A 23,305-nucleotide genomic window follows, 5' to 3' on the forward strand; every position below is an offset into this window, starting at 1 on the left:
CGGCTCATGTGATGCTCACCTTCCTCATACCGGCCCTCCTGGCGAACATCCGGCCGGCCGGGGCCAGGGCCGCGACCAGGAGGGACGTGACGGTCCCGCCGGAACGGGCGGCCAGCGCGGCCTGGAGCGGGATCGTGGCGCGGATGCCGCCGCCCACGGCGCGTTGGGTGAGGGGAGGTGAAGGGTTGAGCGTGGCGTGGAAGTAGGGGCGGGCGGCCGTGGCGGCGTAGGCGGCGCCCAGGGCGGTGGCGAGGGCGCCGGCGGGGCCGGGGCCCGGCAGGCCGGGGGCGGCTGCTGCCCGCCGGCCTGCCGGGAGTCGGGTGCGGCGGTGGGTGACCAGCCGGGTCAGCACCCCCGTCGTCGCGAGGGCCGCCAGCGGGGCCAGGGCCGAGCCGCCGGTGGTCTCCCGGCGGGACACGGCCGTGACCGCGAGGGTGTGGCTGCCGAGCAGCGCTGCGGAGGGCAGCGCGGCGCGGGTGCCGCCGCCGGTGGCCGCTGCGCCCAGGAGCAGGTCGAGTCCGCGGGCGGCGGCCATGGCCGCGGGACCTGCGGGCGTGTGCTTCAGGGCGAGGTCGTAGGCCCAGACGGTCGCCGCCAGGGGTGCGGCCACCGCGAGGGCGGGGCGTCCCGCACCGGCGGCGAGCGCCAGTCCGGCGCCGGTGAGGGCACCGGCGGCGGTGAGGGCGGCGGCCGGACGGATACGGCCGGACGGCAGCGGACGGTGCGGACGCTCCACGGCGTCCTCGGCGCGGTCCGCCCAGTCGTTCAGGGCCATGCCGGCCTCGTACAGGCACAGGGAGGATCCGATGGCGAGCAGGGTGCGGGGCCCGGGGCGCACACCGGTCGCCGCCGCACCGGCCAGGGCGTCGCCGGGGACGGTGAACAGCGCGGGCAGGCGCAGCAGTTCCGCCCACGCGGTTGCGGGCCCGCCCCGTGCGTGTGCCGTCGTGGGCCCGTGCGGGTCCGTCGTGGTTGTTCGCGCAGTTCCCCGCGCCCCTGGGGAGTCGCCCAGCCCGGGCACTTCCTGCGCGGGCATGTCGTAGGCGCGTCCCGTCGTGGGCCCGTGCGGGTCCGTCGTGGTTGTTCGCGCAGTTCCCCGCGCCCCTGGGGAGTCGCCCTGCCCGCACACGTCCTGCGCGGGCTCCCCCCGTGCGGGCGTGTCCTGGGCGTCGGGCGTCGGGCGGCTCATCGGTGGGCCTCGGGAGCGGCGGCGTCGCGCAGTCGTTCGGCGAAGTGCCTCAGGTCCGTGTACTGCTCGGCCAGTGACGACGGGCCGTCGCCGACCGGGTCCTTGAAGTAGAAGCCCAGCTCGCTCAGCGGGCCGGTCAGGCCCTTCTGCCGGGCGCGGGCGGTCAGTCGGGCCAGGTCGAGGACGAGGGGGGCGGCGAGGGACGAGTCGCAGCCCTGCCAGGTGGTCTGGAGGATCATGCGGGCGCCGAGGAAGCCGTCGAAGGCGATGTGGTCCCAGGCGGTCTTCCAGTCGCCGAGGGCCGGTACGTCGTCGATGTGGACCTCGCCCTCGGGGGTGGTGCCGAGGGTGTCGGCGAGGACGCGTTCCTTGCCGGCGTTCTTCGCCGCCGCCGCGGCCGGGTCGGCCAGGGCCGCGCCGTCGCCGCCGCCCAGGAGGTTGGTGCCGGACCAGGCGCGCACGGCGAGGGCGCGCTGCAGGAACATCGGGCCGAGGACGGAGCGCAGCAGGGTCTGCCCGGTCTTGCCGTCGCGGCCCGCGTACGGCAGGCCCGAGGACGCGGCGAGCGGGGCCAGCGCCGGGTGGTGCAGGCCCGTGGAGGGGGTGAAGTTGACGTAGGGGCAGTCGGCGCGCAGGGCGGCCGCCGCGTAGAGGGAGCTGGGCGGCAGGGTGCCGTCGGTGGGGGCCGGCTCGGTGGAGGCGACGTTGATCACGACGGCGCCGGCGAGGTCCTGGCGGCGCACGAAGTCGCGGATGTCGGCCGCGAACACGTCGATCCACTGGTCCTGGGTGCGGCCGGTGTCACCGGGCGGGGGGCCGCCGGGCCTGATCTCCCGGTCGGCGGCGACGAGTTCGGCGTGCACGGCGGACGGCAGGCCGTGCGGCAGGACACCGCCGTCGGCGAGGTGCTCGGCACGCTTGGGCAGCGGGCAGTCGACGGTGTCGTGGCCGCCGAAGACGAGGGACGACAACGAGGGCAGGCCGCATGTGGTGAAGGGAGCGGTCTCGGTGACCATGCCGGTCGGCGGCTGGAGCCCGGCGGCGACGGCGGCGCAGCCCGCGATCGCGGTGGTGGCGACGGAGCCGCGCGCGCCGATGAGCCAGACGCCGAAGCGGGGGGCCGGGGAGGGGGTGGGGAGGGACGGTTCGGCGGACATGGGCAGCCTCCTTGTCGTACGCGAACCTGGTGCGAGTGCCGGAGGGGGGGCGAGCGGGGTGCCGGGTGCGTCGGCCCCGGCGGGACGGCGGGCGGAGGTCCGGCGTCCTCCGCCCGCCGCCGTTCCGGTCGCCCCCTCGTCAGGGGGCGGGGCGCCCTAGGAGGGCAGTTCCTTCAGCTGGATGTCGCGGAAGGAGACCTGGTCGTCGGCGCCGTGGTTCTGCAGACCGATGTAGCCGTCGGTCAGGCTCCGCCCGGGGTCCTTGTTGGTGAAGTCGTTGATCTTGACTCCGTTGAGGAACACCTGGAGGCGTTCGCCCTGGACCTTGATCTCGTAGGAGTTCCACTGGCCGGGCGGCCGCAGGACCTGGTCACGGGCCTTGATGTTCGCCGACTTGAAGGAGTAGACGGAGCCCGTGGTGCGGTCCGCCGCGTCCGTGGCGTCGATCTGGATCTCGTAGCCCTTGTTCACCGCGGACCAGGGGTCGTCGGAGGCCGGGAAGCCCACGAAGATCCCGGAGTTGTCGTCGCCCCGCATCTTCCAGTCGAGCGTGAGGGAGTACGACTTCAGTTCCTTGGCCTGGTACCAGAGCAGGCCCATGCCGCCCTCGGACTCCAGGGTGCCGTCCTTGACGTTGAACTTGCCGGGGCCGGCCTGCTTCCAGCCGTCCAGGGTCTGGCCGTTGAAGATCTCCCGGTAGCCCTTGTCCGGCTTGCAGTCCGCCTTCACCTGGCCGGTGGCGTACTGCATGCCGCCGAGCAGATGGGTGCGGAAGGCCTCGTCGGCGTACGACTCCTTGGTGTGGCCGCCGCCGGTGTAGAAGGAGCGGCCGCCGCCGTAGCTCTGGCACCAGGCGATCGGGTGGTCGCCCTTCATGGTGCCGCCGTCGTAGGTGGTCTCGTCGAGGGTGGCGAGTACCTTGGCCTGCTCACGCGGGTTGGTGCGGTAGTTGTACCACTCGTCGGTGCGCTCCCAGGTGTCGTCGAGGTGCGCGGTGGACGGGTGGTCGTGGTCGTGGACGCGCACGGTGGCCTTCTGGATGGCCGGGTGCGAGTCGAAGTGGGCGCCGACGAGTCCGCCGTAGAACTCCCAGTCGTACTCGGTGTCGGCGGCGGCGTGGATGCCCATGTAGCCGCCGCCGTTCTTGACGTAGTTCTCGAACGCCTTCTGCTGGTCGGCGTTCAGGACGTCACCGGTGGTGGACAGGAAGGCGACCGCGTCGTACTTGGCGAGGTTGGCGGTGGTGAACTGCCGGGCCTCCTCGGTCGCCGTGACCGAGATGCCGGCCGGGGCGCCGAGCTCCTTCAGGGCGGCGACGCCCTCCGGGATGGAGTCGTGGCGGAAGCCGGCCGTCCTGGAGAAGACCAGGACCTTCTTGCCCTTCTTGAACGGCTCGGTGGAGAACTCGAAGTCGTCCACGTCGTACAGCGCGCCGTCGCCGCCCCGGAAGACCAGGTAGATCTCCGTGGTCTTCTTCGGCAGGGACCGCAGCGGCACGTCGACGTCCTGGAACGTCTCCCAGCCACCGGTCGGCGGGATGTACGCCGAGCCGTGCAGCTTGCCGGTGGGCGAGCCGGTGCGCAGCTCGATGAAGCCGCCCGCGCCGCCGGAGGAGGCCCGTACGGTCATCTTCTTCTGGCCCTTGAACAGGTAGGGGCTGAAGGAGATCCAGTCGCCGTCGTCGATGTCGCCGACGGTCTTGCCGCCGTTGGCGCCGGTCTTGTCGATCACCGACACGCCCTGCTGGGTGGAGAAGTGCTCGGCCTGGCGGTGCAGCGGCTGGAGCACGGTGCGCGCGGTGCCGGTCAGCGCCTCCTGGCCGTTCGCCCCGCCGTCGGTGTAGCTGGCGCCGACGACGCCGTAGATGTTGGCGTTGGGGTCGTGACCGCCGTCGCCGGCGGGCGGCTTCAGGGTGCCCTCACAGCCCATCTCGCTGGTCAGCTCGTGGGCGTGCGAGTCGTGGCCGAGGCTGTAGGCGACCTTGACCTTGGAGCAGTCGATGGTCTCCTCGGGGTCGGTGACGGTCACCTTGAACGGGACGGGCTCACCGAAGGCCGCGAGGCTGCCGTTGCCCGGCACGGTGATCTTCACCGTGGGCTCGGTGTTGCCGACGACGATCCGGGTGCTGGCGCTGCCGGTGTTGCCCTCGGGGTCCTTCGCGGTGAAGGTCGCGGTGTAGGTGCCGACCTTCTTGTACTTGTGGGTGGGGGTGAGTCCCTCGCCCTTGGTGCCGTCGCCGAAGTCCCAGCTGTAGGTGAGGTCCGGGGAGTCGGCGTCATCGGCGGTGCCGGTGAACCTGACCTTCAGACCGGCCGCGCCGGACGTCCTGTCCGCGCTGACCCCGGCGATCGGGGAGAAGCCGTCCTCGGCGTTCTCGATCCGGTACAGCGCGGAGTTCTCGTCGCCCTGGAACCAGGAGACGCCGTAGTCGAGGACGTAGAGCGCTCCGTCGGGGCCGAACTCCATGTCCATGATCTGGGTGCCGGTCCACGGGAAGTCGTTGATCGTCGCGACCGTGCCGTCCTCGTTCTGCTCGATCCGCTTGATCCAGCGGCGGCCGAACTCGCCGGCGAAGAAGTCGCCGTCGTACGCCTCGGGGAACTTCACGCTGGAGTCGAGCTCGGGGTCGTAGCGGTAGACCGGGCCGCCCATCGGGGACTCGGAGCCGGTGCCGAACTCGGGCACGGAACCGCCGTCGTAGGGGATCCAGGCGGCCTGCGCGGGCGGCAGGTCGACCAGGCCGGTGTTGTGCGGCGAGGTGTTCTTCGGAGCGGCGCAGTCGAACGTCTCACCGGAGGCGCCGGTGGCGAAGTCGTAGTCGACGTAGGCGTCGTTGTCGCCGGTGCAGAACGGCCAGCCGAAGTTGGCCGCCTCGGTGACCTTGGCGAACTCGACCTGTCCCCCGGGACCCCGGTTCGGGTCGGCGGCGCCGGCGTCGGGGCCGTAGTCGCCCACGTAGATGGTGCCGGTCTTCTTGTCGATGTTCATCCGGAACGGGTTGCGGAAGCCCATCGCGTAGATCTCGGGGCGGGTCTTCTCGGTGCCCGGGGCGAAGAGGTTGCCCTCCGGAACGGTGTACGAGCCGTCCTCGGCGACCTTGATGCGGAGGATCTTGCCGCGCAGGTCGTTGGTGTTGCCGGAGCTGCGGCGGGCGTCGAAGGCCGGGTTGCGGTCCGCCCGCTCGTCGATCGGCGTGAAGCCGTCGGAGGAGAAGGGGTTGGTGTCGTCGCCGGTGGACAGGTAGAGGTTGCCCTCGGCGTCGAAGGCGATGTCGCCGCCGACGTGGCAGCAGGTGCCGCGGGAGGCCGCGACGTCCAGGACCTTCTTCTCGCTGGCCGGGTCCAGCGTGCCGTTGGAGTTGAGGACGAACCTGGAGAGGCGGTTGACGCCGTCGAACTTCTCGAAGTCCTCGGCGGTGCCGGTCTCCGGGGCGTCTCCGGCGGGGGTGTCGAGCGGCGGGGCGTAGTAGAGGTAGATCGCCCGGTTGTTCTCGAAGTCCGGGTCGATGCCGACGCCCTGCAGACCCTCCTCGTCGTGGTTGTAGACGGGGATCTTGCCGGCGACCTTGGTGACGCCGCCCTGGTCGGTGAGGCGCAGTGTGCCGTCGCGGGCGGTGTGCAGGACGCTGCGGTCCGGGAGCACGGCGAGCGACATCGGCTCGCCCATCTCGGGTTCGCCCTTGGCGAGCGGTACCTGCTGGAACTGCCCCTCGGCGGCTGCCGCCCCGTCGTGCTCCGGGTGGCCCGGGTGGGCGCCGGCGACGGTCGCCGGGGTGCCCACGGCCAGCAACAGGCCGGTGAACAGGGCGAGGGTGGTGCGGAGTCGGGGACGCCTCGTGGTCCGGGTGGATGTGAGTCTGCTTCTGTGCACGAAGTCCCTCCGGGAACGGGTGGGCCGTACGGAACGGGTGCGAAGACGTGCGGTGCGTGCGGGCGCCGGGGTGCGCCGTCACCCCGGAGGCGTGGGTGTCCTGGACACTTCAGGGACGGTAACCGCGTTCTTCCGGGGCGAACACCCCTTGGAACAGGACCGGTCGAACTTTTTCCCAACTCAGGACAAAGCGGGATCCGGGCAGGTCGGACCGGGGACCGGCGGATGTTCCGGTCCCCGTCCCCGACCTGTCGTCGGGCGCGCGGATCAGCTGTTGAACGCGGCGTCGAAGGACGCGCTGGGCGGCTCGAAGTCGAACGCCTTGAGGCGGGTGAGCGCCTCGGGGGCGCCCTGGAGCCGGTCCATGCCGGCGTCCTCCCACTCGACGGAGACGGGGCCCCGGTAGTCGATGGAGCGCAGCATGCGGAAGACGTCCTCCCAGGGGACGTCGCCGTGGCCGGCGGAGACGAAGTCCCAGCCGCGCCGCGGGTCGCCCCACGGCAGGTGGGAGCCGAGGCGGCCGTTGCGGCCGTCGAGGCGCCTGCGGGCCTCCTTGCAGTCGACGTGGTAGATCCGGTCGCGGAAGTCCAGGAGGAAGCCGACCGGGTCGAGGTCCTGCCACACGAAGTGGGAGGGGTCGAAGTTGAGGCCGAAGGCCGGCCGGCGGTCGACCGCCTCCAGGGCGCGTACGGTCGTCCAGTAGTCGTAGGCGATCTCGCTGGGGTGGACCTCGTGCGCGAACCGCACGCCCTCGGCGTCGAAGACGTCCAGGATCGGGTTCCACCGCTCGGCGAAGTCCTCGTAGCCGCGCTCGATCATCGACTCGGGGGCGGGCGGGAACATGGCGACCAGGTGCCAGATGGCGGAGCCGGTGAAGCCGATGACGGTGTCGACGCCGAAGAGGGCCGCGGCGCGCGCGGTGTCCTTGATCTCGGCGGCGGCCCGCTGCCGTACGCCCTCGGCCTCGCCGTCGCCCCAGATGCGGGCGGGCAGGATCGCCTGGTGGCGTTCGTCGATGATGGCGTCGCACACCGCCTGCCCGACCAGGTGGTTGGAGACGGCCCAGCACTTGAGGCCGTACTTCTCCAGGAGCTGGTGGCGGCCGGCGACGTAGGACGGGTCGGCGAGCGCCTTGTCCACCTCGAAGTGGTCGCCCCAGCAGGCGAGTTCGAGGCCGTCGTAGCCGAAGTCGCGGGCGAGTCGGCAGACCTCCTCCAGCGGCAGGTCCGCCCACTGGCCGGTGAACAGCGTGAAGTTGCGCGGCATCCGTATCCGTCCTCTCAGGCGGCGATCGGTGTGTAGACGGAGTTCTTCTCGGCGCTCTCCTCCACCGCGGCCAGGACGCGCTGCACCTGGAGCCCGTCGGCGAAGGAGGGTTCGGGACTGCGGCCCTCGGCGACCGCGTGGACCAGGTCGCGGGCCTGGTGCACGAAGGTGTGCTCGTAGCCGAGGCCGTGTCCCGGCGGCCACCAGGCCTCGAGGTAGGGGTGGTCGGGTTCGGTGACCAGGATGCGGCGGAATCCCGCGTGCGTCCCGGGCTCGGTGCCGTCGTGGAACTCCAGCTCGTTGAGCCGCTCCAGGTCGAAGGCCAGCGACCCGCGTTCACCGTTGAGTTCGATGCGCAGGGCGTTCTTGCGTCCGGTGGCGTACCGGGTGGCCTCGAAGGAGGCGAGGGCCCCGGAGGTGAAGCGGCCGGTGAACAGGGCGGCGTCGTCGACGGTGACCTGTCCGGTGCCGGCGGCGGTGACGGCGGCCAGGCCGCTGCTGGGCGCGGTGGGCAGCGGCCGCTCCCGTACGAACGTCTCGGTGAGCGCGGAGACCCCCGCGAGCCGCTCGCCGGACAGGTACTGCGCCAGGTCGACGATGTGCGCGCCGAGGTCGCCGAGCGAACCGGAGCCGGCCTGCTCGCGGCGCAGCCGCCAGGTCAGCGGGAACTCCGGGTCCACCAGCCAGTCCTGCAGATACGCGACCCGCACGTGCCGCAGTTTCCCGATCCGGCCCTCGGCCACCGTCCGCCGGGCCAGCGCGGCCGCGGGGACCCGGCGGTAGTTGAAGCCGACCATCGCCGACTGACCGCGTGCCGCCGCCTCTTCGGCGGCGCGGGTCATCGCCTCGGCCTCCGCGACGGTGTTGGCGAGGGGCTTTTCGCACAGCACGTGCTTGCCCGCGGCGAGCGCGGCGAGGGCGATCTCGGCGTGGCTGTCGCCGGGGGTGCAGATGTCGACGAGGTCGACGTCGTCCCGTTCGACCAGGGCGCGCCAGTCCGTCTCGGTCTCCGCCCAGCCGTGCCGGTCGGCCGCCGCGCGCACGGCGTCGGCGTCCCGGCCGCAGATCACGGCCAGCTCGGGGCTCAGCGGCAGGTCGAAGACGCGTGGCGCGGTGCGCCAGCCCTGGGAGTGGGCGGCGCCCATGAAGGCGTAACCGACCATGCCGATGCGCAGCGGTGGCTTCCCCGTCTCCGCCCCGTCGGACGCTTGCGGCTGTGCCATTCGGATGTCCTCCTCGTCGTCGTGGCGGGCGGGGGTGGACCCCGCCCGGGGGGCTGGTCAGGCCCGTGGGGCGGGGCTCCTCACTTGAAGCCCGTGGACATGTACTGGTCCACGTTCTCCTTGTCGACGACGGCCGAGTAGCAGGTCACCGACGAGGGGATCTCGAACTCGGCGAGGCCGCTCACGCCCTTGCCCTGGCCGAGGGCGCGGGCGAGGTCGATCGCGGAGGCGGCCATCGTCGGCGGGTACAGGACGGTGGCCTTCAGGACACCGTTGTCGGCCTTGATGGCCTCGAACGCGGCGAGCGCGCCCGCGCCGCCCACCATCAGGAACTCGTCGCGCCCGGCCTGTTCGATGGCGCGCAGCGCGCCCACGCCCTGGTCGTCGTCGTGGTTCCACAGCGCGTCGATCTGCGACTGCGCCTGGAGCAGCTGGGCCGTCTTGGCCTGGCCGGACTCGACGGTGAACTCGGCGGCCTGGCGGGCCACCTTCTGGATGTTGGGGTAGTTCTTCAGCGCGTCGTCGAAGCCCTGGGTGCGCTGCTTGGTCAGCTCCAGGTTGTCCAGCCCGGCCAGCTCGACGACCTTGGCGCCCTGCTTGTCCTTGAGCTTCTCGCCGATGTAGTGACCGGCGTTGAGGCCCATGCCGTAGTTGTCCCCGCCGACCCAGCAGCGGTACGCCTGCGGGGTGTTGAAGATCCGGTCGAGGTTGACGACGGGGATGCCGGCGCGCATCGCCTTCAGTCCGACCTGGGTGAGGGCCTTGCCGTCGGCGGGCAGGATGACCAGGACGTCGACCTTCTTGTTGATGAGGGTCTCGATCTGGCCGATCTGCTGGGCGGTGTCGTTGGAGCCCTCGGTGATCTCCAGGGTGACGTCGGAGTACTTCTCCGCCCGCTTCTTGGCGTTGTCGTTGATGGCGTTGAGCCAGCCGTGGTCGGCCTGCGGTCCGGCGAAGCCGATGGTGACCTGCTTGCCGGGCTTGTCGTCGGCGGCCGGCTGGTCGTTGGCGGCCGGCTCGTCGTCACCGGACTCGTTGCTCGTACAGCCGGTGACGAACACGCCGGCGGATACGGCGGCCGCTCCGAAGAGCAGTCCTCTGCGGCTTGCGAAAGGTGTCTCTGGCATGGCGGTGAACCCTTTCCTCAGGTCGTGCTCGCGGTACGGCGCTGGACCAGCACGGCGGCGACGATGATCGCGCCCTTGGCGATCTGCTGGACGTCGCTCTGCAGGTTGTTCAGGGCGAAGATGTTGGTGATGGTGGTGAAGATCAGGACGCCGAGGACGGAGCCGACGATGGTGCCGCGGCCTCCGGTGAGCAGGGTGCCGCCGATGATCGCGGCGGCGATGGCGTCGAGTTCGTAGAGGTTGCCGTTGGTGTTCTGGCCGGATCCGGCCAGCACGATCAGCAGGAAGGCGGCGATGCCGCAGCACAGCCCGGACAGCAGGTAGAGGTAGAGCCGCTGGCGGCGTACGTCGATGCCGGCGAGCCGGGCGGCCTCCGCGTTGCCGCCGACGGCGACGGAGCGGCGGCCGAAGGTGGTCCGGTTGAGGAGCAGCCAGCCGACGACGGTGACCGCGGCGAACACCAGGACCAGCGGCGGGATGCCGAGCACGTAGGAGTCGCGCTCGCCGAGGTCGAGGACGCCGTCGACGGTGACGATCTGCGTCCGCCCGTCGGTGATCTGCAGGGCGAGACCGCGGGCCGAGGCGAGCATGGCGAGGGTGGCGATGAACGGGACCATCCCGCCGTACGCGATGAGCACCCCGTTGACCAGTCCGCATCCCAGTCCGACGAGGACGGCGGTGAAGAGGATGCCCGCGAAGCCGAACTCCTGGGTGGCGACCGTGGTCGCCCACACCGAGGCGAGGGCGACGATCGCACCGACCGACAGGTCGATGCCGCCGGAGATGATGACGAAGGTCATGCCGACGGTGACGACACCGATGACGGATGCCTGGGTGAGGACCAGCTGGAGGTTGCGGGTGTCCAGGAACTGGTCCGGTTTGGTGATGCCTCCGATGAGGATCAGTACGGCGAGCACGCCGAGCAGCGACAGCGTGCGGACGTCGGCGCGGAACAACACGGCGCGCCAGGCGGGCGTTTCGCCGGCCGACGGCGCCTTGGGGGCGCTGTCCCGCGGCGGGGAGACGGGCTGCGTCATGACGCCGGGCTTCCTTCCATGACCAGGTCGAGTACACGGTGTTCGTCGAGCTCGCGGGCGGGCGCCGTGTGGACGACGCTGCCCTCGCGGAGCACCAGGACGCGGTCGGCGAGGCCGAGGACCTCGGGCACCTCGCTGGAGACCAGCAGCACGGCGAGGCCCTCGTCGGCCAGCCGGCGGACGACCGCGTAGAGCTCGGCGCGGGCGCCGACGTCGACGCCGCGGGTGGGTTCGTCGAGCAGCAGCACCCGGCAGCCGCGCAGCAGCCAGCGCGCGAGCACGGCTTTCTGCTGGTTGCCGCCGGACAGGGTGCGCACGGGCACGTCCGGGTTGTCGGGCCGCAGCGACAGTTCGCGTACCGCCGCGCGCGCCGCCCCCAGTTCGGCGCCGCGGTCGATCCAGCCGGCCTTCGCGAAGCGGGACATGGAGGAGACCGACACGTTGCGGGTGACGGACTCCAGCATCAGCAGGGCCTGCGCCTTGCGTTCCTCGGGGGCGAGCCCGAGTCCGGCGCGCACGGCGGCCCGTACGCTGCCCGGCCTCAGGGGGCGCCCGTCGACGAGGACCCGGCCGGTGTCCGGCTTGCGGGCGCCGTAGACGGTCTCCAGGATCTCGGAGCGCCCGGAGCCGACGAGTCCGGCGAGCCCGACGATCTCCCCGGGTCGCACCTGGAGGTCGAGCGGGGCGAACTCGCCCTTGCGGGAAAGTCCTTCGACGGTGAGCACCGGTTCGCCCCGCGGGGCGGTGGTGGGCCGCTCCGGGAAGACGTACTCGACGTTGCGTCCCGTCATCAGCGCGACGACCTCGCGGGTCGGCGTCGACTTCGCGGGCAGCCCGCCGGCGACGGCCCGGCCGTCCTTCAGCACGGTCACCCGGTCGCCGATGCGCCGGATCTCCTCCAGGCGGTGCGAGATGTAGACGACGGCGACGCCGTCGGCGGTGAGGTCGCCGACGATGCGGAAGAGGTTGTCGACCTCGTCCGGGTCGAGGGCCGCGGACGGCTCGTCCATCACGATGAGCCGTACGTCGTGGGAGAGCGCCCGCGCCATCGACACGATCTGCTGCTGCGCCGCCGAGAGTTCGCCGACCAGCCGGGCCGGGTCGACCTCGGGGTGGCCGAGCCGCTTGAGGAGTTCGGCGGTCGACGACCTGGCGGCCCTTCCCCGCACGACGAAACCGGCGGCCGTGGGTTCATGGCCGAGGTGGACGTTCTCGGCGACCGACAGGTGTTCCACCAGGTCGAGTTCCTGGTAGATGGTGGCGATGCCGAGGCGCATGGCGGCGATCGGCGAGCGCAGGGTGACGTCCTCGCCGCGCCAGCGGATGGTGCCGGTGTCCGGCTGGTGGGCGCCGGCCAGCACCTTGATCAGGGTGGACTTGCCGGCGCCGTTCTGGCCGAGCAGGCAGTGCACCTCGCCGGCCTGGACGTCGAGGTCGACGCCGTCCAGGGCCCGGACTCCGGGGAACGACTTGGTGATGCCGGACATACTGAGCAGCGGTGGTTGTGGTGCCATGCGGATTCCCCTCGGCGGGCGTACGGGCCGGTGTCAGGGCGATCCCCTTGCGGGGCAGGCGTTTTCAGGCAGGGCTGGGTAGGGCGGTGGCGGTGCCTGGTACGGGTGGGCTGTTCCGGTGCGAGGAAAGATGCGGTGGAAGCCGGTGCGGTGGAGCGGGTGCCGTGGCGCGGATGCGGTGGTGCCTGGAGCGGGTGCGGTGGTACTCGGAGCAGGTGCCGTGGCGCGGATGCGGTGGTACTCGGAGCAGGTGCGACGAAGGAGCGGGAAAGGCTGCTTACGCGGGTGAGAACAGGTGGTCGCTGATGAGCCGGGCCGCGCCGATGACTCCGGCGGTGGGTCCCAACTCCCCCAGCACGATGGGCAGGTTGCCCGTGGCCAGGGGCAGCGAGCCGCGGTAGACCTGGGTGCGGATCGCGGCGAGCAGGGTGTGGCCGAGGCCGGTCACCCCGCCGCCGATCACCACCAGGCCGGGGTTGAAGAAGCTGACCAGGCCGGCGATGACCTGGCCGGTGCGGTTGCCGCCCTCGCGGATCAGATCGAGGGCGGTGGCGTCGCCGGCCGCGGCCGCGGCCGCGACGTCGACGGCGCTGAGCGTGCCGTTCGTCTCCAGCCGGCCGGCGAGTTCGGCGGAGAGCCGCTGTTCGGCGGCCTCCATGGCGTCCCGGGCGAGGGCCGCGCCGGAGAAGTGGGCCTCCAGGCAGCCCCGGTTGCCACAGGCGCACGGGCGGCCGTCGGGCACGGCCTGGATGTGCCCGATGTCGCCCGCGCTGCCCGTCGTACCGCGGTAGACCTCACCGCCGACGACGATGCCGCAGCCGATGCCGGTACCGATCTTGACGCAGAGGAAGTCGGCGACGGTGCGGGCGACGCCCGCGTGCTGCTCCCCCATCGCCATCAGGTTCACGTCGTTGTCGACCATGACCGGGCAGCCGAGGTCCTGGCTGAGCGCCTCCCGCACGGGGAAGCCGTCCCAGCCCGGCATGATCGGCGGAGCCACCGGGATGCCCTCGGGGAAGCGGACCGGGCCCGGGACGCCGATGCCGGCGCCGTCGAACCCCTCCGCGAGCCCCGAGGCCTTCAACTTCGCGGCCATGACGAGTACTTGCTCGAAGACCGCGACCGGTCCCTCGCGTACGTCCATGGGCTGGTTGATGTGCCCGAGGATCTCCAGCTCGGCGTTGGTGACGGCGACGTCGACCGAGGTCGCGCCGATGTCGACGCCGAGGAAACGCAGGTGCGGGTTGAGCCGGATGTTGTGGGAGCGCCGGCCGCCGCGCGAGGCGGCGAGTCCGTCGGCCACGACGAGATCCGTCTCCAGCAGCCGGTCCACCTCCACGGCCAGTTTCGACCGGGAGAGGTCGACCTGGTCGCCCAGCTGGGCACGGGAGTTGGGTCCGCCGTCGCGCAGCAGTCTGAGCAGTCGTGCCTGGTGGGCGTTGGCGGGTCGCGCTGTCATGCGTCTCACGAGTTCCTCCCCGCCCCGATCGGCCTGTGCGCGCCGGATTCCGGCCACGTGTGTGGCGTTCCTTCGGATGGGAAAGTAGCAGCGCCTGCCGGAGGTGGGAAGAAGTCGCGCAGGAATTGCCCCCTACTTTTTCCACTCACAGGACAAAGGAGCCCGTGAGGGTGCGGGGAGAGACGTCACAAAACAACCGGAAAGGCGCATTCAGGACTTCGCGCGGGCGTGGTACGAGCGCCGGGTGTGCTCGGTGTGTTCGCGCATGAGCCGGGTGGCCAGTTGTTCGTCATGGGCGGCGACGGCCGCGATCAGCTCGCGGTGCTCGACCCAGGACTGTCCGCCGCGCTGCCGGGCGACGGGGGTGTAGTACCAGCGCACGCGCCGGTCGACCTGGGCGGCGAGTTCGGCGAGCACGGCGTTGCCGGCCAGCTCCATGATCTTGGCGTGGAAGCGGGCGTTGAGGGCGACGGCGGCGTCCACGTCGTCGGCGTCGACGGCCTCGAGCCCCTCGGCCAGGATCTCCTCCAGGGCCGCCACGCCCGCCCCGTCGGCGTTGCTCGCGGCCAGCCGGGCCGCCTCGGCCTCCAGCAGCGTACGGACGGTGAGGAGCTGGTCGGCCTCCTCCTCCGTCGGCTCGTGCACGAACGCGCCCTGCGCGGGCCGCAGATCGACCCAGCCCTCGGTGTTGAGCCGCTGCAGCGCCTCGCGCACCGGCTGGCGGGAGACACCGAGGTGGCCGGCGAGTTCGCTCTCGACGAGATGCTGGCCGGGCTGGAGGGCGCGGGTGGTGATGAGTTCGAGCAGCGCCTCGTAGACCCGGTCGCGCAGCGGTCCCGGCCGTTCGAGCTTGGGCACCGCCCCCTGGGGCAGTCCGGTCGACAGCATCGCGGTCCCCCTCCTCGGCGGCGCCGTGCACCGCCGCGAACACCGGTGCACCGCAACGCCAGTAGTGATTGTCTTTCGTCTACAGTCTACGGCGCACAGGTGCCAGGGGGGCGGGGAGTCGGCCTTGTCACACGCGCGGCGGGCTCAGGGGCAGCGCACGACCTGTCCCGCGTACGACAGGTTCCCGCCGAAGCCGAAGAGCAGTACAGGGTCGCCGGCCGTCACCGCGCCCTGTTCGACGAGTTTGGAGAAGGCGAGCGGGATGCTGGCGGCCGAGGTGTTGCCGGACTCGGTGACATCGCGGGCGACGACGGCGTTGACGGCGCCGAGCCGGCGGGCGAGGGGTTCGATGATCCGCAGGTTGGCCTGGTGCAGCACCACCGCGGCGAGGTCCTCGGGTGCCAGTCCCGCCTTCTCGCAGGCCTGGCGGGCGACGACCGGCAGCTGGGTGGCCGCCCAGCGGTAGACGCTCTGCCCCTCCTGCGCGAACCGCGGCGGTGTCCCCTCGATCCGCACCGCGTGGCCCATCTCGGGCACCGAGCCCCACAGCACCGGACCGATCCCCGGCTCCGCGCCCGGGGCGCAGGCCTCCACGACGGCCGCGCCCGCCCCGTCGCCGACCAGCACGCAGGTGGTGCGGTCGGTCCAGTCGGCCACGTCGGACATCTTGTCGGCGCCGATGACCAGCACCCGGCTCGCACCGCCGGCCCGTACGGCGTGGTCGGCGGTGGCGAGGGCGTGGGTGAAGCCGGCGCAGACCACGTTGATGTCCATGACGGCGGGCCCGGGCATGCCGAGGCGGGCCGCGACGCGGGCGGCCATGTTGGGCGAGCGGTCGATGGCGGTGGACGTGGCGACCAGCACCAGGTCGATCTCGGCGGGGGTCCGGCCGGCCGCCGCCAGTGCCTTGGCGGCGGCGTGCGCGGCCAGCTCGTCGACCGGTTCGTCGGGCCCTGCGATGTGACGGGTGCGGATGCCCACGCGGCTCGTGATCCACTCGTCGCTGGTGTCGACCATGCCCGCCAGGTCCTCGTTGGTGAGGACCCGGGCGGGCTGGTAGTGGCCGACGGCGACGATGCGCGAGCCGATCATGGGTGATCCCCCTAGTGGTTCGGTTGCGGGATGCACCAGTCTGATCAGTGACTCACGGGTACGAGGGCAGGTGAAGTGACAGGAAACGGGCGCCGTGCTTGTCGGCTTCCATCAGCTCTCGAAGGGCGGCCCCGGCCGTCCGCGGTCACCCGGTGAACAGTTGCGTCGCCTTGCGTACGAGCTCGTACAGTCCGTAGGCGAGCGGCACTCCCACCCACAGCCAGGAGAAGGTGATGAGCCCGCGGCGGCCGGGGCTGCTAGGCGGACTCTGGCTGCTCTCGCCGGTCATCGGCGGCCTCCTTCGGTGTCTCGGGGCTGGGGACGTGGTGGCGGGGGTGGACGGGCCGGACCAGTTCGTTGGCGACGAAGCCGACGACGAGCAGCCCGATCATGATGACCAGCGACAGCCCGTACAGGGACGGACCGTGCCGGCCCGCCTCCTCCTGGCGGTCGGCGACCCAGTTCACGATCAGCGGTCCGAGCACACCGGCCGTGGACCAGGCGGTGAGCAGCCGGCCGTGGATCGCCCCGACCTCGTAGGTGCCGAAGAGGTCCTTCAGATACGCCGGGACCGTGGCGAAGCCGCCGCCGTAGAAGGAGAGGATCACCAGGGCGCACAGCACGAACAGCGGCTTGGAGGAGTCGCCCAGCAGCCAGATGAGCGCGTACATCAGCGCGCCGACGCCGAGGTAGACCCGGTAGATGTTCTTGCGGCCGATGAGGTCGGAGGTGGTCGACCAGCCGATGCGGCCCGCCATGTTGGCCGCCGACAGCAGGGCGACGAATCCCGCGGCGGCGGTCGCCGACACCGGTGCGGAGGTGTCCGCGAAGAAGTCGGTGATCATCGGGGCGGCCTTCTCCAGGATGCCGATGCCCGCGGTGACGTTCATGGTGAGCACGATCCACAGCAGCCAGAACTGCGGGGTGCGCACCGCCGAACGGGCCGAGACCTGCGGCCCCGTGACCACGGCGGGCCCGCCGCCCCCCGGACGCGCGCCGCGCGGCACCCGCACCAGTACCACGCCGAGCAGCATGAACACGGCGTACGTCAGCCCGTGCACGAGGAAGGCGAGGGCGATGCCGGCGTTGTCGGCGCCGAAGGAGTCGAGCATCTGCGCCGACCAGGGCGAGGCGATCAGCGCGCCGCCGCCGAAGCCCATGATGGCGATGCCGGTGGCCATGCCGGGCCGGTCGGGGAACCATTTGATGAGCGTCGAGACGGGTGAGATGTAGCCGATGCCGAGACCGATGCCGCCGACGAAGCCGTAGCCGAGGACGATCAGCCAGTACTGCTCGGTGGCCGCGCCCAGGGCGGAGAGCAGGAAGCCGGAGGAGAAGCAGATCAGGGCGACGGTCATCGCCCAGCGCGGGCCCCGGCGTTCCACGAGGGTGCCGCCGAACGCGGCGGACAGGCCGAGCATGACGATGCCGAGCTGGAAGGGCAGTGCGCTCTGGGTGCCGCTGAGGTCGAGCGCGGACTCCAGCGGCGGCTTGAACACGCTCCACGCGTAGGCCTGGCCGATGGAGAGGTGGACGGAGAGCGCGGCGGGCGGGACGAGCCAGCGGCTCCAGCCCGGCGGTGCGACGGGGGGACTCATGAGTCCCCAACCGTAGGGACGACAGGGGCCCTTGAGAAGACAGTTGAGCAGACAACCACTGGTACTGCACAAAGCCTTGCTGGGGCCACCCCCATACTGTAGACAATATTTCGTCGACAGAGATTCGGCGGTTCCCGTGGTCCTCGGTGTCCCTCGACCGGACGGAGCTACCCTCGCCATGAAAGTCGCAGTCCTCGGCGCCGGGGCGATCGGCGCCTACGTCGGTGCCGCGCTCCACCGTGCGGGCGCCGACGTGCATCTCATCGCCCGTGGACCGCATCTGGCGGCCATGAGGCGGTACGGAGTACGGGTGCGCAGCCCGCGCGGTGACTTCACCGCGCACCCCCGCGCCACCGACGACCCGGCCGAAGTCGGCCCGGTCGACCATGTGTTCCTGGGTCTGAAGGCCAACTCGTACGCGGCGTGCGGGCCGCTGATCGAGCCGCTGCTGCACGACACCACGACCGTCGTGGCCGCCCAGAACGGCATCCCCTGGTGGTACTTCCACCGGCACGGCGGACCCTACGACGGCCGCCGCCTGGAGAGTGTGGACCCGGGCGGCGCGGTCAGTGCGGTGCTCGCGCCCGAACGGGCCGTCGGCTGCGTCGTCTACGCGGCCACCGAACTCGAACAGCCCGGCGTGGTACGCCATGTGGAAGGCACCCGCTTCTCCCTCGGCGAGCCCGACCGGAGTGTCTCCGCGCGCTGTCTGGCCCTGAGCGAGGCGATGCGGGCCGGGGGCCTGAAGTGCCCGGTCGAGCCGGATCTGCGGGGCGACATCTGGCTGAAGCTGCTGGGCAACATCTCCTTCAACCCGATCAGCGCCCTGGCGCGCGCCACCATGCGGCAGATGTGTCTGCACGGCGGCACCCGGCAGGTCATCGAGACGATGATGGCCGAGACGCTGGCGGTCGCCTCGTCCCTCGGCTGCGAGGTCGGCGTCTCCATCGAGCGCCGGCTGGCGGGCGCGGAGAAGGTCGGCGACCACCGCACCTCCACGCTCCAGGACCTGGAGCGCGGCAAGCCGCTCGAACTCGACGTCCTGCTCGCGGCCGTCGTCGAGCTGGCGGAGATCACCGGTGTCCCGGTGCCCACCCTGCGCACCGTGCACGCCCTGTCGGACCTGCTCGCGCTGAGGAGCGCCGCATGAGGAAACCCGCCCGCAAGCAACGTGACCGCAGCCCGAAGACCTACACCCGTCTCACCCACCCCCTCGTCCGGGACTCGCGCGACGCGCCCTTCCGCCGGGCGAGCTGGGACGAGGCGCTGGAGCGGACCGCGCGGGGCCTGGCGGCGGCGCGCGGCGCGTTCGGCCTGTTCTCCTGCTCCCGCGCGACCAACGAGACGAACTACGTGGCGCAGAAGTTCGCCCGGGTCGTCATGGGCACCAACAACGTCGACTCCTGCAACCGCACCTGCCACGCCCCGTCCGTGGCCGGCCTGTCGGCGGCGTTCGGCTCGGGCGGCGGCACGTCGTCGTACGAGGAGATCGAGCACACCGACGTCATCGTGATGTGGGGCTCCAACGCCCGCTTCGCGCACCCGATCTTCTTCCAGCACGTGCTGAAGGGCGTGCACAACGGCGCCCGGATGTACGCGGTCGACCCGCGCCGGACGTCCACCGCCGAGTGGGCGGAGAGCTGGCTCGGCCTGAACGTCGGCACGGACATCGCGATGGCGCACGCGATCGGCCGCGAGATCATCCACGCGGGCCTGGTCAACGAGGCGTTCGTCCGGCGGGCCACCACGGGTTTCGAGGAGTACGAGGCGCTCGTCGAACCGTGGACGCTCTCCCTGGCCGAAAAGGTGACGGGCGTACCGGCGGCGGCCGTACGGGAGCTGGCGCACGCCTACGCCCGCGCGGAGCGCGCCCAGCTCTGCTGGACCCTGGGCATCACCGAGCACCACAACGGCACCGACAACGTCCGCGCCCTGATCAACCTGTCCCTCCTGACCGGCCACGTCGGCCGCTACGGCTCGGGGCTGCAGCCCCTGCGCGGCCAGAACAACGTGCAGGGCGGCGGCGACATGGGCGCGATCCCCAACCGTCTGCCCGGCTTCCAGGACATCCTCGACACCGGCACGCGGCTGAAGTTCGAGTCCGCCTGGGACACCGTCATCCAGCCGCACCACGGGCTGACCCTGACGGAGATGTTCGAGGCCATGGAGGACGGCTCCCTGCGGGCCGTCTACTGCATCGGTGAGAACCCTGCCCAGTCGGAGGCGGACAGCGAACAGGCGGTACGCCGCCTGCGGGAGCTGGACTTCCTGGTGGTCCAGGACATCTTCCTGACGAAGACCGCCGAACTCGCGGACGTCGTCCTGCCCGCGACCGCCGGCTGGGCGGAGACCGAGGGCACCACCACCAACAGCGAGCGCCGGGTGCAGCGGGTGCGCCGGGCCGTGGTCCCGCCCGGCGAGGCGCGCGAGGACATCGACATCCTCTGCGACCTCGCCACCCGCCTCGGCCACGACTGGAAGTACCCGGACGCCGAGGCGGTGTGGAACGAGCTGCGCTCGGTCTCCCCGGACCACTACGGGATGACGTACGAGCGTCTGGACGAGCACCAGGGCATCCAGTGGCCGTGCCCGAGCACGGACGCGCTCGAACCGACGTACCTGCACGGCCGTCTGTGGGACCCGGACCCGGCCGGGCGCGGCAGGCCGGCCCCCTTCGGCATCGTGCGGCACGACCCGCCGGTCGACCTCACCGACGAGCAGTACCCGATCCGGCTGACCACGGGCCGGCGCCTCGACTCCTACAACACGGGTGTGCAGAGCGGCGGTTTCGCGTCCCCCCTGCGGCGCGGCGAGTACGTCGAGCTGTGCCCGGAGGACGCGGAACGCTACGGGGTGGTGGTCGGCGAGGAGGTGCGGGTGACCTCGCGGCGCGGTTCGGTGCTGGCGCCGGTCTGGGTGGACACGGGACTCCGGCCGGGCCTCGCGTTCATGACGTTCCACTTTCCCGACGAGGTGGACACCAACCGGCTGACGATCGAGGCGAACTGCCCGATCGCGGGGACGGCGGAGTTCAAGGCGTCGGCGATCCGGATCGAGAAGGTGAGCACCCATGGACCTGCACTTCGGTGACAGCGAGCCGACGGACGAGGAACGCGCGGCCGTCGACGCCCTGCTCGGCCCGCCCGAGTCCTCCTGGGAGGGCGCCGACCGCTCCGACGCGGACCTGCGCTGGGCCCGCGGCGGCCGAGAGGCCCGCGACCGCCGCGACCTGCTGCTGCCGGGGCTGCACGCCGTCAACGACCGGGTCGGCTGGATCAGCGAGGGCGCCCTGGACTACCTGTGCCGCCGCCTGACGGTCCCCCCGGCGGAGGCCTACGGCGTCGCCACCTTCTACGCGATGTTCTCCCTCCGCCCCCGCCCGGCGACGGTCCTGCACGTGTGCACGGACCTGGCGTGCACGGCGGCCGGCGCGACCGGGCTGTGCGCCGACGTGGAGGCCCGCCTGGGCCCGGAGTCCGGCGTACACGTCGAACGAAGCCCTTGCCTGGGCCTGTGCGAACGAGCACCGGCGGCCCTGGTCATCCGGGCCGGCGAATCAGCCCGTCCGGGGGTACCCCCTCTGGGGGAGTTCGAGGACGAGGCCCGTCCAGGGCCGAAAGGGGGGTCCGGGGGCACCGCCCCCGGGAACGGGAAAGGGAAGGGGCGGCGGGGGCGAGAAACCTCAAGGGCCACAGCCGTATGCGCCCCGGCCACCCCCGAAGCCACGATCCGAGCAGCCACCGCCCCCGAGACCGCCCCCCTCGAACCCCCACCCGCCACCGCGGTCCCCCAGGCCGGCGACCCCGCCCTCACCCTCCTCCACCGCGTCGGCACGACCGACCCCACCGACCTGGACGACTACCGGGCGAACGGCGGCTACACCGCCCTCCGCCGCGCCTTCGCCCTCGGCCCCGCCGCCGTCATCCGCGAGGTCACCGACTCCGGCCTCCTGGGCCGAGGCGGCGCGGCCTTCCCCACCGGCCGCAAATGGCAGGCCACGGCGTCCCAGCCGGACCACCCCCACTACCTCGTCTGCAACGCCGACGAATCCGAACCGGGCACGTTCAAGGACCGCGTCCTCATGGAGGGCGACCCGTACGCACTCGTCGAAGCCATGACGATCGCCGCGTACGCGACCGGCGCCCACCAGGGCTACCTCTACCTCCGCGGCGAGTACCCGCGAGCGACAGCCCGCATGGAACACGCGATCAGCCAGGCCCGCGCCCGCGGCCTGCTCGGCGACGACGTCCTCGGCCAGGGCTACGCCTTCGACATGGAGATCAGGCGCGGCGCGGGCGCGTACGTCTGCGGCGAGGAAACCGCCCTCTTCAACAGCATCGAGGGCTACCGCGGCGAGCCCCGCACCAAGCCCCCCTTCCCGGTGGAGAAGGGCCTGTTCGGCAAACCGACGGTCGAGAACAACGTGGAAACCCTGATCAACGTCCTGCCCGTCCTCACCCTGGGCGCCCGGGCGTACGCGGCGATCGGCACGGAGAGATCCACCGGGCCCAAACTCTTCTGCGTCTCGGGCAGCGTCGCCCGCCCCGGCGTCTACGAACTCCCCTTCGGTGCCACCCTGGGCGAACTCCTCCACCTCGCCGGCGTCCGCGACAACCTCCGCGCGGTCCTCCTCGGCGGAGCCGCCGGCGGCTTCGTCCGCCCCGACGAGCTGGACATCCCCCTCACCTTCGAGGGCACCCGGGCAGCGGGCACCACCCTCGGCTCCGGAGTCGTCATGGCCTTCGACGACACCGTCCCGCTCCCCCGCCTCCTCCTCCGCATCGCCCGGTTCTTCCGCGACGAGTCGTGCGGCCAGTGCGTCCCCTGCCGCGTCGGCACCGTCCGTCAGGAAGAGGCGCTGCACCGGATCGTCGACCGCGCGGGCGCCGACGCCGCCTCCGACATCACCCTCCTCCGCGAGGTCGGCCGCGCCATGCGGGACGCCTCGATCTGCGGTCTGGGGCAGACCGCGTGGAACGCCGTGGAATCCGCCATCGACCGTCTGGGGGCGTACGAATGACCGTGACACCGCTGGGGATCCCCCGCCGCCTGCTGGAGTTCACCCTGGACGGAGAGCCGGTCCGGGCGCCCGAGGGGTCGACGATCCTGGACGCCTGCCGGGCGGCCGGAAAGGACATCCCGACGCTCTGCGAGGGCGACACGCTCACCCCCAAGAACGCCTGCCGCGTCTGCGTGGTGGAGGTGGAGGGCTCCCGCACCCTGGTCCCCGCGTGCTCCCGCAGGGCCGAGCCGGGCATGGAGGTCCGCACCGGCACCGAGCGGGCCCGGCACAGCCGCAAGGTCGTGCTCGAACTCCTCGCGTCCTCCGTCGACCTGTCGACGACTCCCCGCGTCACCGAGTGGATCGAGGAGTACGAGGCGGAACCGGACCGTTTCGGCCCGGACGCGGCCCGGCTGAACGAGGAGCCGAAGCTCGACAACGACCTGTACGTCCGCGACTACGACAAGTGCATCCTCTGCTACAAGTGCGTGGACGCCTGCGGCGACCAGTGGCAGAACACCTTCGCGATCTCGGTCGCGGGCCGCGGTTTCGACGCCCGGATCGCCGTGGAGCACGACGCCCCGCTGACCGACTCGGCGTGCGTGTACTGCGGCAACTGCATCGAGGTCTGCCCCACCGGGGCCCTGTCGTTCAAGTCGGAGTTCGACATGCGGGCGGCGGGTACCTGGGACGAGTCGCGGCAGTCGGAGACGACGACCGTGTGCGCGTACTGCGGTGTGGGCTGCAACCTCACCCTCCATGTGCAGGACAATGAGATCGTGAAGGTCACCTCACCGCACGACAATCCGGTGACCCACGGCAACCTGTGCATCAAGGGTCGCTTCGGCTATCAGCACGTACAGAACCGGGACTGAGCGGAACT

Annotated in this window: 17 protein-coding genes; 4 read left to right on the forward strand and 13 right to left on the reverse strand. The window is 71.7% G+C overall.

Annotation, left to right across the window (positions count from 1 at the left end):
- Positions 1-4 precede the first annotated feature (4 nt).
- From ACFV5H_RS13415 to ACFV5H_RS13475, 13 genes are all read right to left on the reverse strand, one after another.
- Positions 5-1,036: an SCO3242 family prenyltransferase gene (locus ACFV5H_RS13415; protein ID WP_385194685.1), complete on the reverse strand. Its 1,032-nt coding sequence runs from the start codon at positions 1,034-1,036 to the stop codon at positions 5-7.
- A 149-nt stretch (positions 1,037-1,185) separates the two neighbouring features.
- Positions 1,186-2,346 (reverse strand): inositol-3-phosphate synthase, encoded by a 1,161-nt coding sequence (locus tag ACFV5H_RS13420; protein ID WP_385194687.1) that lies wholly within the window; start codon positions 2,344-2,346, stop codon positions 1,186-1,188.
- A gap of 156 nt (positions 2,347-2,502) precedes the next feature.
- A complete protein-coding gene (locus ACFV5H_RS13425; RefSeq protein ID WP_385194690.1) occupies positions 2,503-6,216 on the reverse strand; it encodes a ThuA domain-containing protein in 3,714 nt (1,237 codons plus the stop codon).
- Positions 6,217-6,483: 267 nt separating this feature from the next.
- Entirely contained in the window at positions 6,484-7,482 is a 999-nt protein-coding gene (locus ACFV5H_RS13430; protein ID WP_385044666.1) for a sugar phosphate isomerase/epimerase family protein, read from the reverse strand.
- Positions 7,483-7,496: 14 nt separating this feature from the next.
- Complete coding sequence (locus tag ACFV5H_RS13435) at positions 7,497-8,705, reverse strand: Gfo/Idh/MocA family protein (protein ID WP_385194692.1); 1,209 nt, start codon at positions 8,703-8,705, stop codon at positions 7,497-7,499.
- An 80-nt stretch (positions 8,706-8,785) separates the two neighbouring features.
- On the reverse strand, positions 8,786-9,832 hold the full coding sequence (locus tag ACFV5H_RS13440; RefSeq protein ID WP_385044671.1) for a substrate-binding domain-containing protein: 1,047 nt from the start codon (positions 9,830-9,832) through the stop codon (positions 8,786-8,788).
- 17 nt (positions 9,833-9,849) lie between these two features.
- Positions 9,850-10,869: an ABC transporter permease gene (locus ACFV5H_RS13445; protein ID WP_385044674.1), complete on the reverse strand. Its 1,020-nt coding sequence runs from the start codon at positions 10,867-10,869 to the stop codon at positions 9,850-9,852.
- Complete coding sequence (locus ACFV5H_RS13450; protein WP_385044676.1) at positions 10,866-12,383, reverse strand: sugar ABC transporter ATP-binding protein; 1,518 nt, start codon at positions 12,381-12,383, stop codon at positions 10,866-10,868. The genes ACFV5H_RS13445 and ACFV5H_RS13450 overlap by 4 nt, the downstream gene beginning before the upstream one ends.
- A 277-nt stretch (positions 12,384-12,660) precedes the next feature.
- On the reverse strand, positions 12,661-13,842 hold the full coding sequence (locus ACFV5H_RS13455) for an ROK family protein (protein WP_385194694.1): 1,182 nt from the start codon (positions 13,840-13,842) through the stop codon (positions 12,661-12,663).
- Between the two features lie 210 nt (positions 13,843-14,052).
- Entirely contained in the window at positions 14,053-14,730 is a 678-nt protein-coding gene (locus tag ACFV5H_RS13460) for a GntR family transcriptional regulator (protein WP_385044679.1), read from the reverse strand.
- A 144-nt stretch (positions 14,731-14,874) separates the two neighbouring features.
- Positions 14,875-15,822 (reverse strand): beta-ketoacyl-ACP synthase III, encoded by a 948-nt coding sequence (locus tag ACFV5H_RS13465; RefSeq protein WP_385044682.1) that lies wholly within the window; start codon positions 15,820-15,822, stop codon positions 14,875-14,877.
- Positions 15,823-15,967: 145 nt separating this feature from the next.
- Positions 15,968-16,111 (reverse strand): hypothetical protein, encoded by a 144-nt coding sequence (locus ACFV5H_RS13470; protein WP_167748549.1) that lies wholly within the window; start codon positions 16,109-16,111, stop codon positions 15,968-15,970.
- Positions 16,080-17,420, reverse strand: coding sequence for an OFA family MFS transporter (locus tag ACFV5H_RS13475; protein ID WP_385044685.1), 1,341 nt, complete (start codon positions 17,418-17,420; stop codon positions 16,080-16,082). Before ACFV5H_RS13475 ends, ACFV5H_RS13470 begins: the two co-directional genes overlap by 32 nt.
- A 178-nt stretch (positions 17,421-17,598) precedes the next feature.
- Between ACFV5H_RS13475 and ACFV5H_RS13480 the strand changes: the two genes are divergently transcribed.
- From ACFV5H_RS13480 to ACFV5H_RS13495, 4 genes are read left to right on the forward strand one after another with little or no spacing between them, the layout of a single operon-like run.
- Positions 17,599-18,570, forward strand: coding sequence for a 2-dehydropantoate 2-reductase (locus ACFV5H_RS13480; protein WP_385194697.1), 972 nt, complete (start codon positions 17,599-17,601; stop codon positions 18,568-18,570).
- Positions 18,567-20,510 (forward strand): molybdopterin oxidoreductase family protein, encoded by a 1,944-nt coding sequence (locus ACFV5H_RS13485; protein WP_385194699.1) that lies wholly within the window; start codon positions 18,567-18,569, stop codon positions 20,508-20,510. Before ACFV5H_RS13480 ends, ACFV5H_RS13485 begins: the two co-directional genes overlap by 4 nt.
- A complete protein-coding gene (locus tag ACFV5H_RS13490; RefSeq protein WP_385044693.1) occupies positions 20,491-22,440 on the forward strand; it encodes an NAD(P)H-dependent oxidoreductase subunit E in 1,950 nt (649 codons plus the stop codon). The genes ACFV5H_RS13485 and ACFV5H_RS13490 overlap by 20 nt, the downstream gene beginning before the upstream one ends.
- Complete coding sequence (locus ACFV5H_RS13495; RefSeq protein WP_385194701.1) at positions 22,437-23,297, forward strand: 2Fe-2S iron-sulfur cluster-binding protein; 861 nt, start codon at positions 22,437-22,439, stop codon at positions 23,295-23,297. The genes ACFV5H_RS13490 and ACFV5H_RS13495 overlap by 4 nt, the downstream gene beginning before the upstream one ends.
- Positions 23,298-23,305: the final 8 nt, after the last annotated feature.

The sequence above is a fragment of the Streptomyces sp. NPDC059787 genome, assembly GCF_042732315.1.
In the GTDB taxonomy this organism is placed as follows: Bacteria; Actinomycetota; Actinomycetes; order Streptomycetales; family Streptomycetaceae; genus Streptomyces; species Streptomyces atrovirens.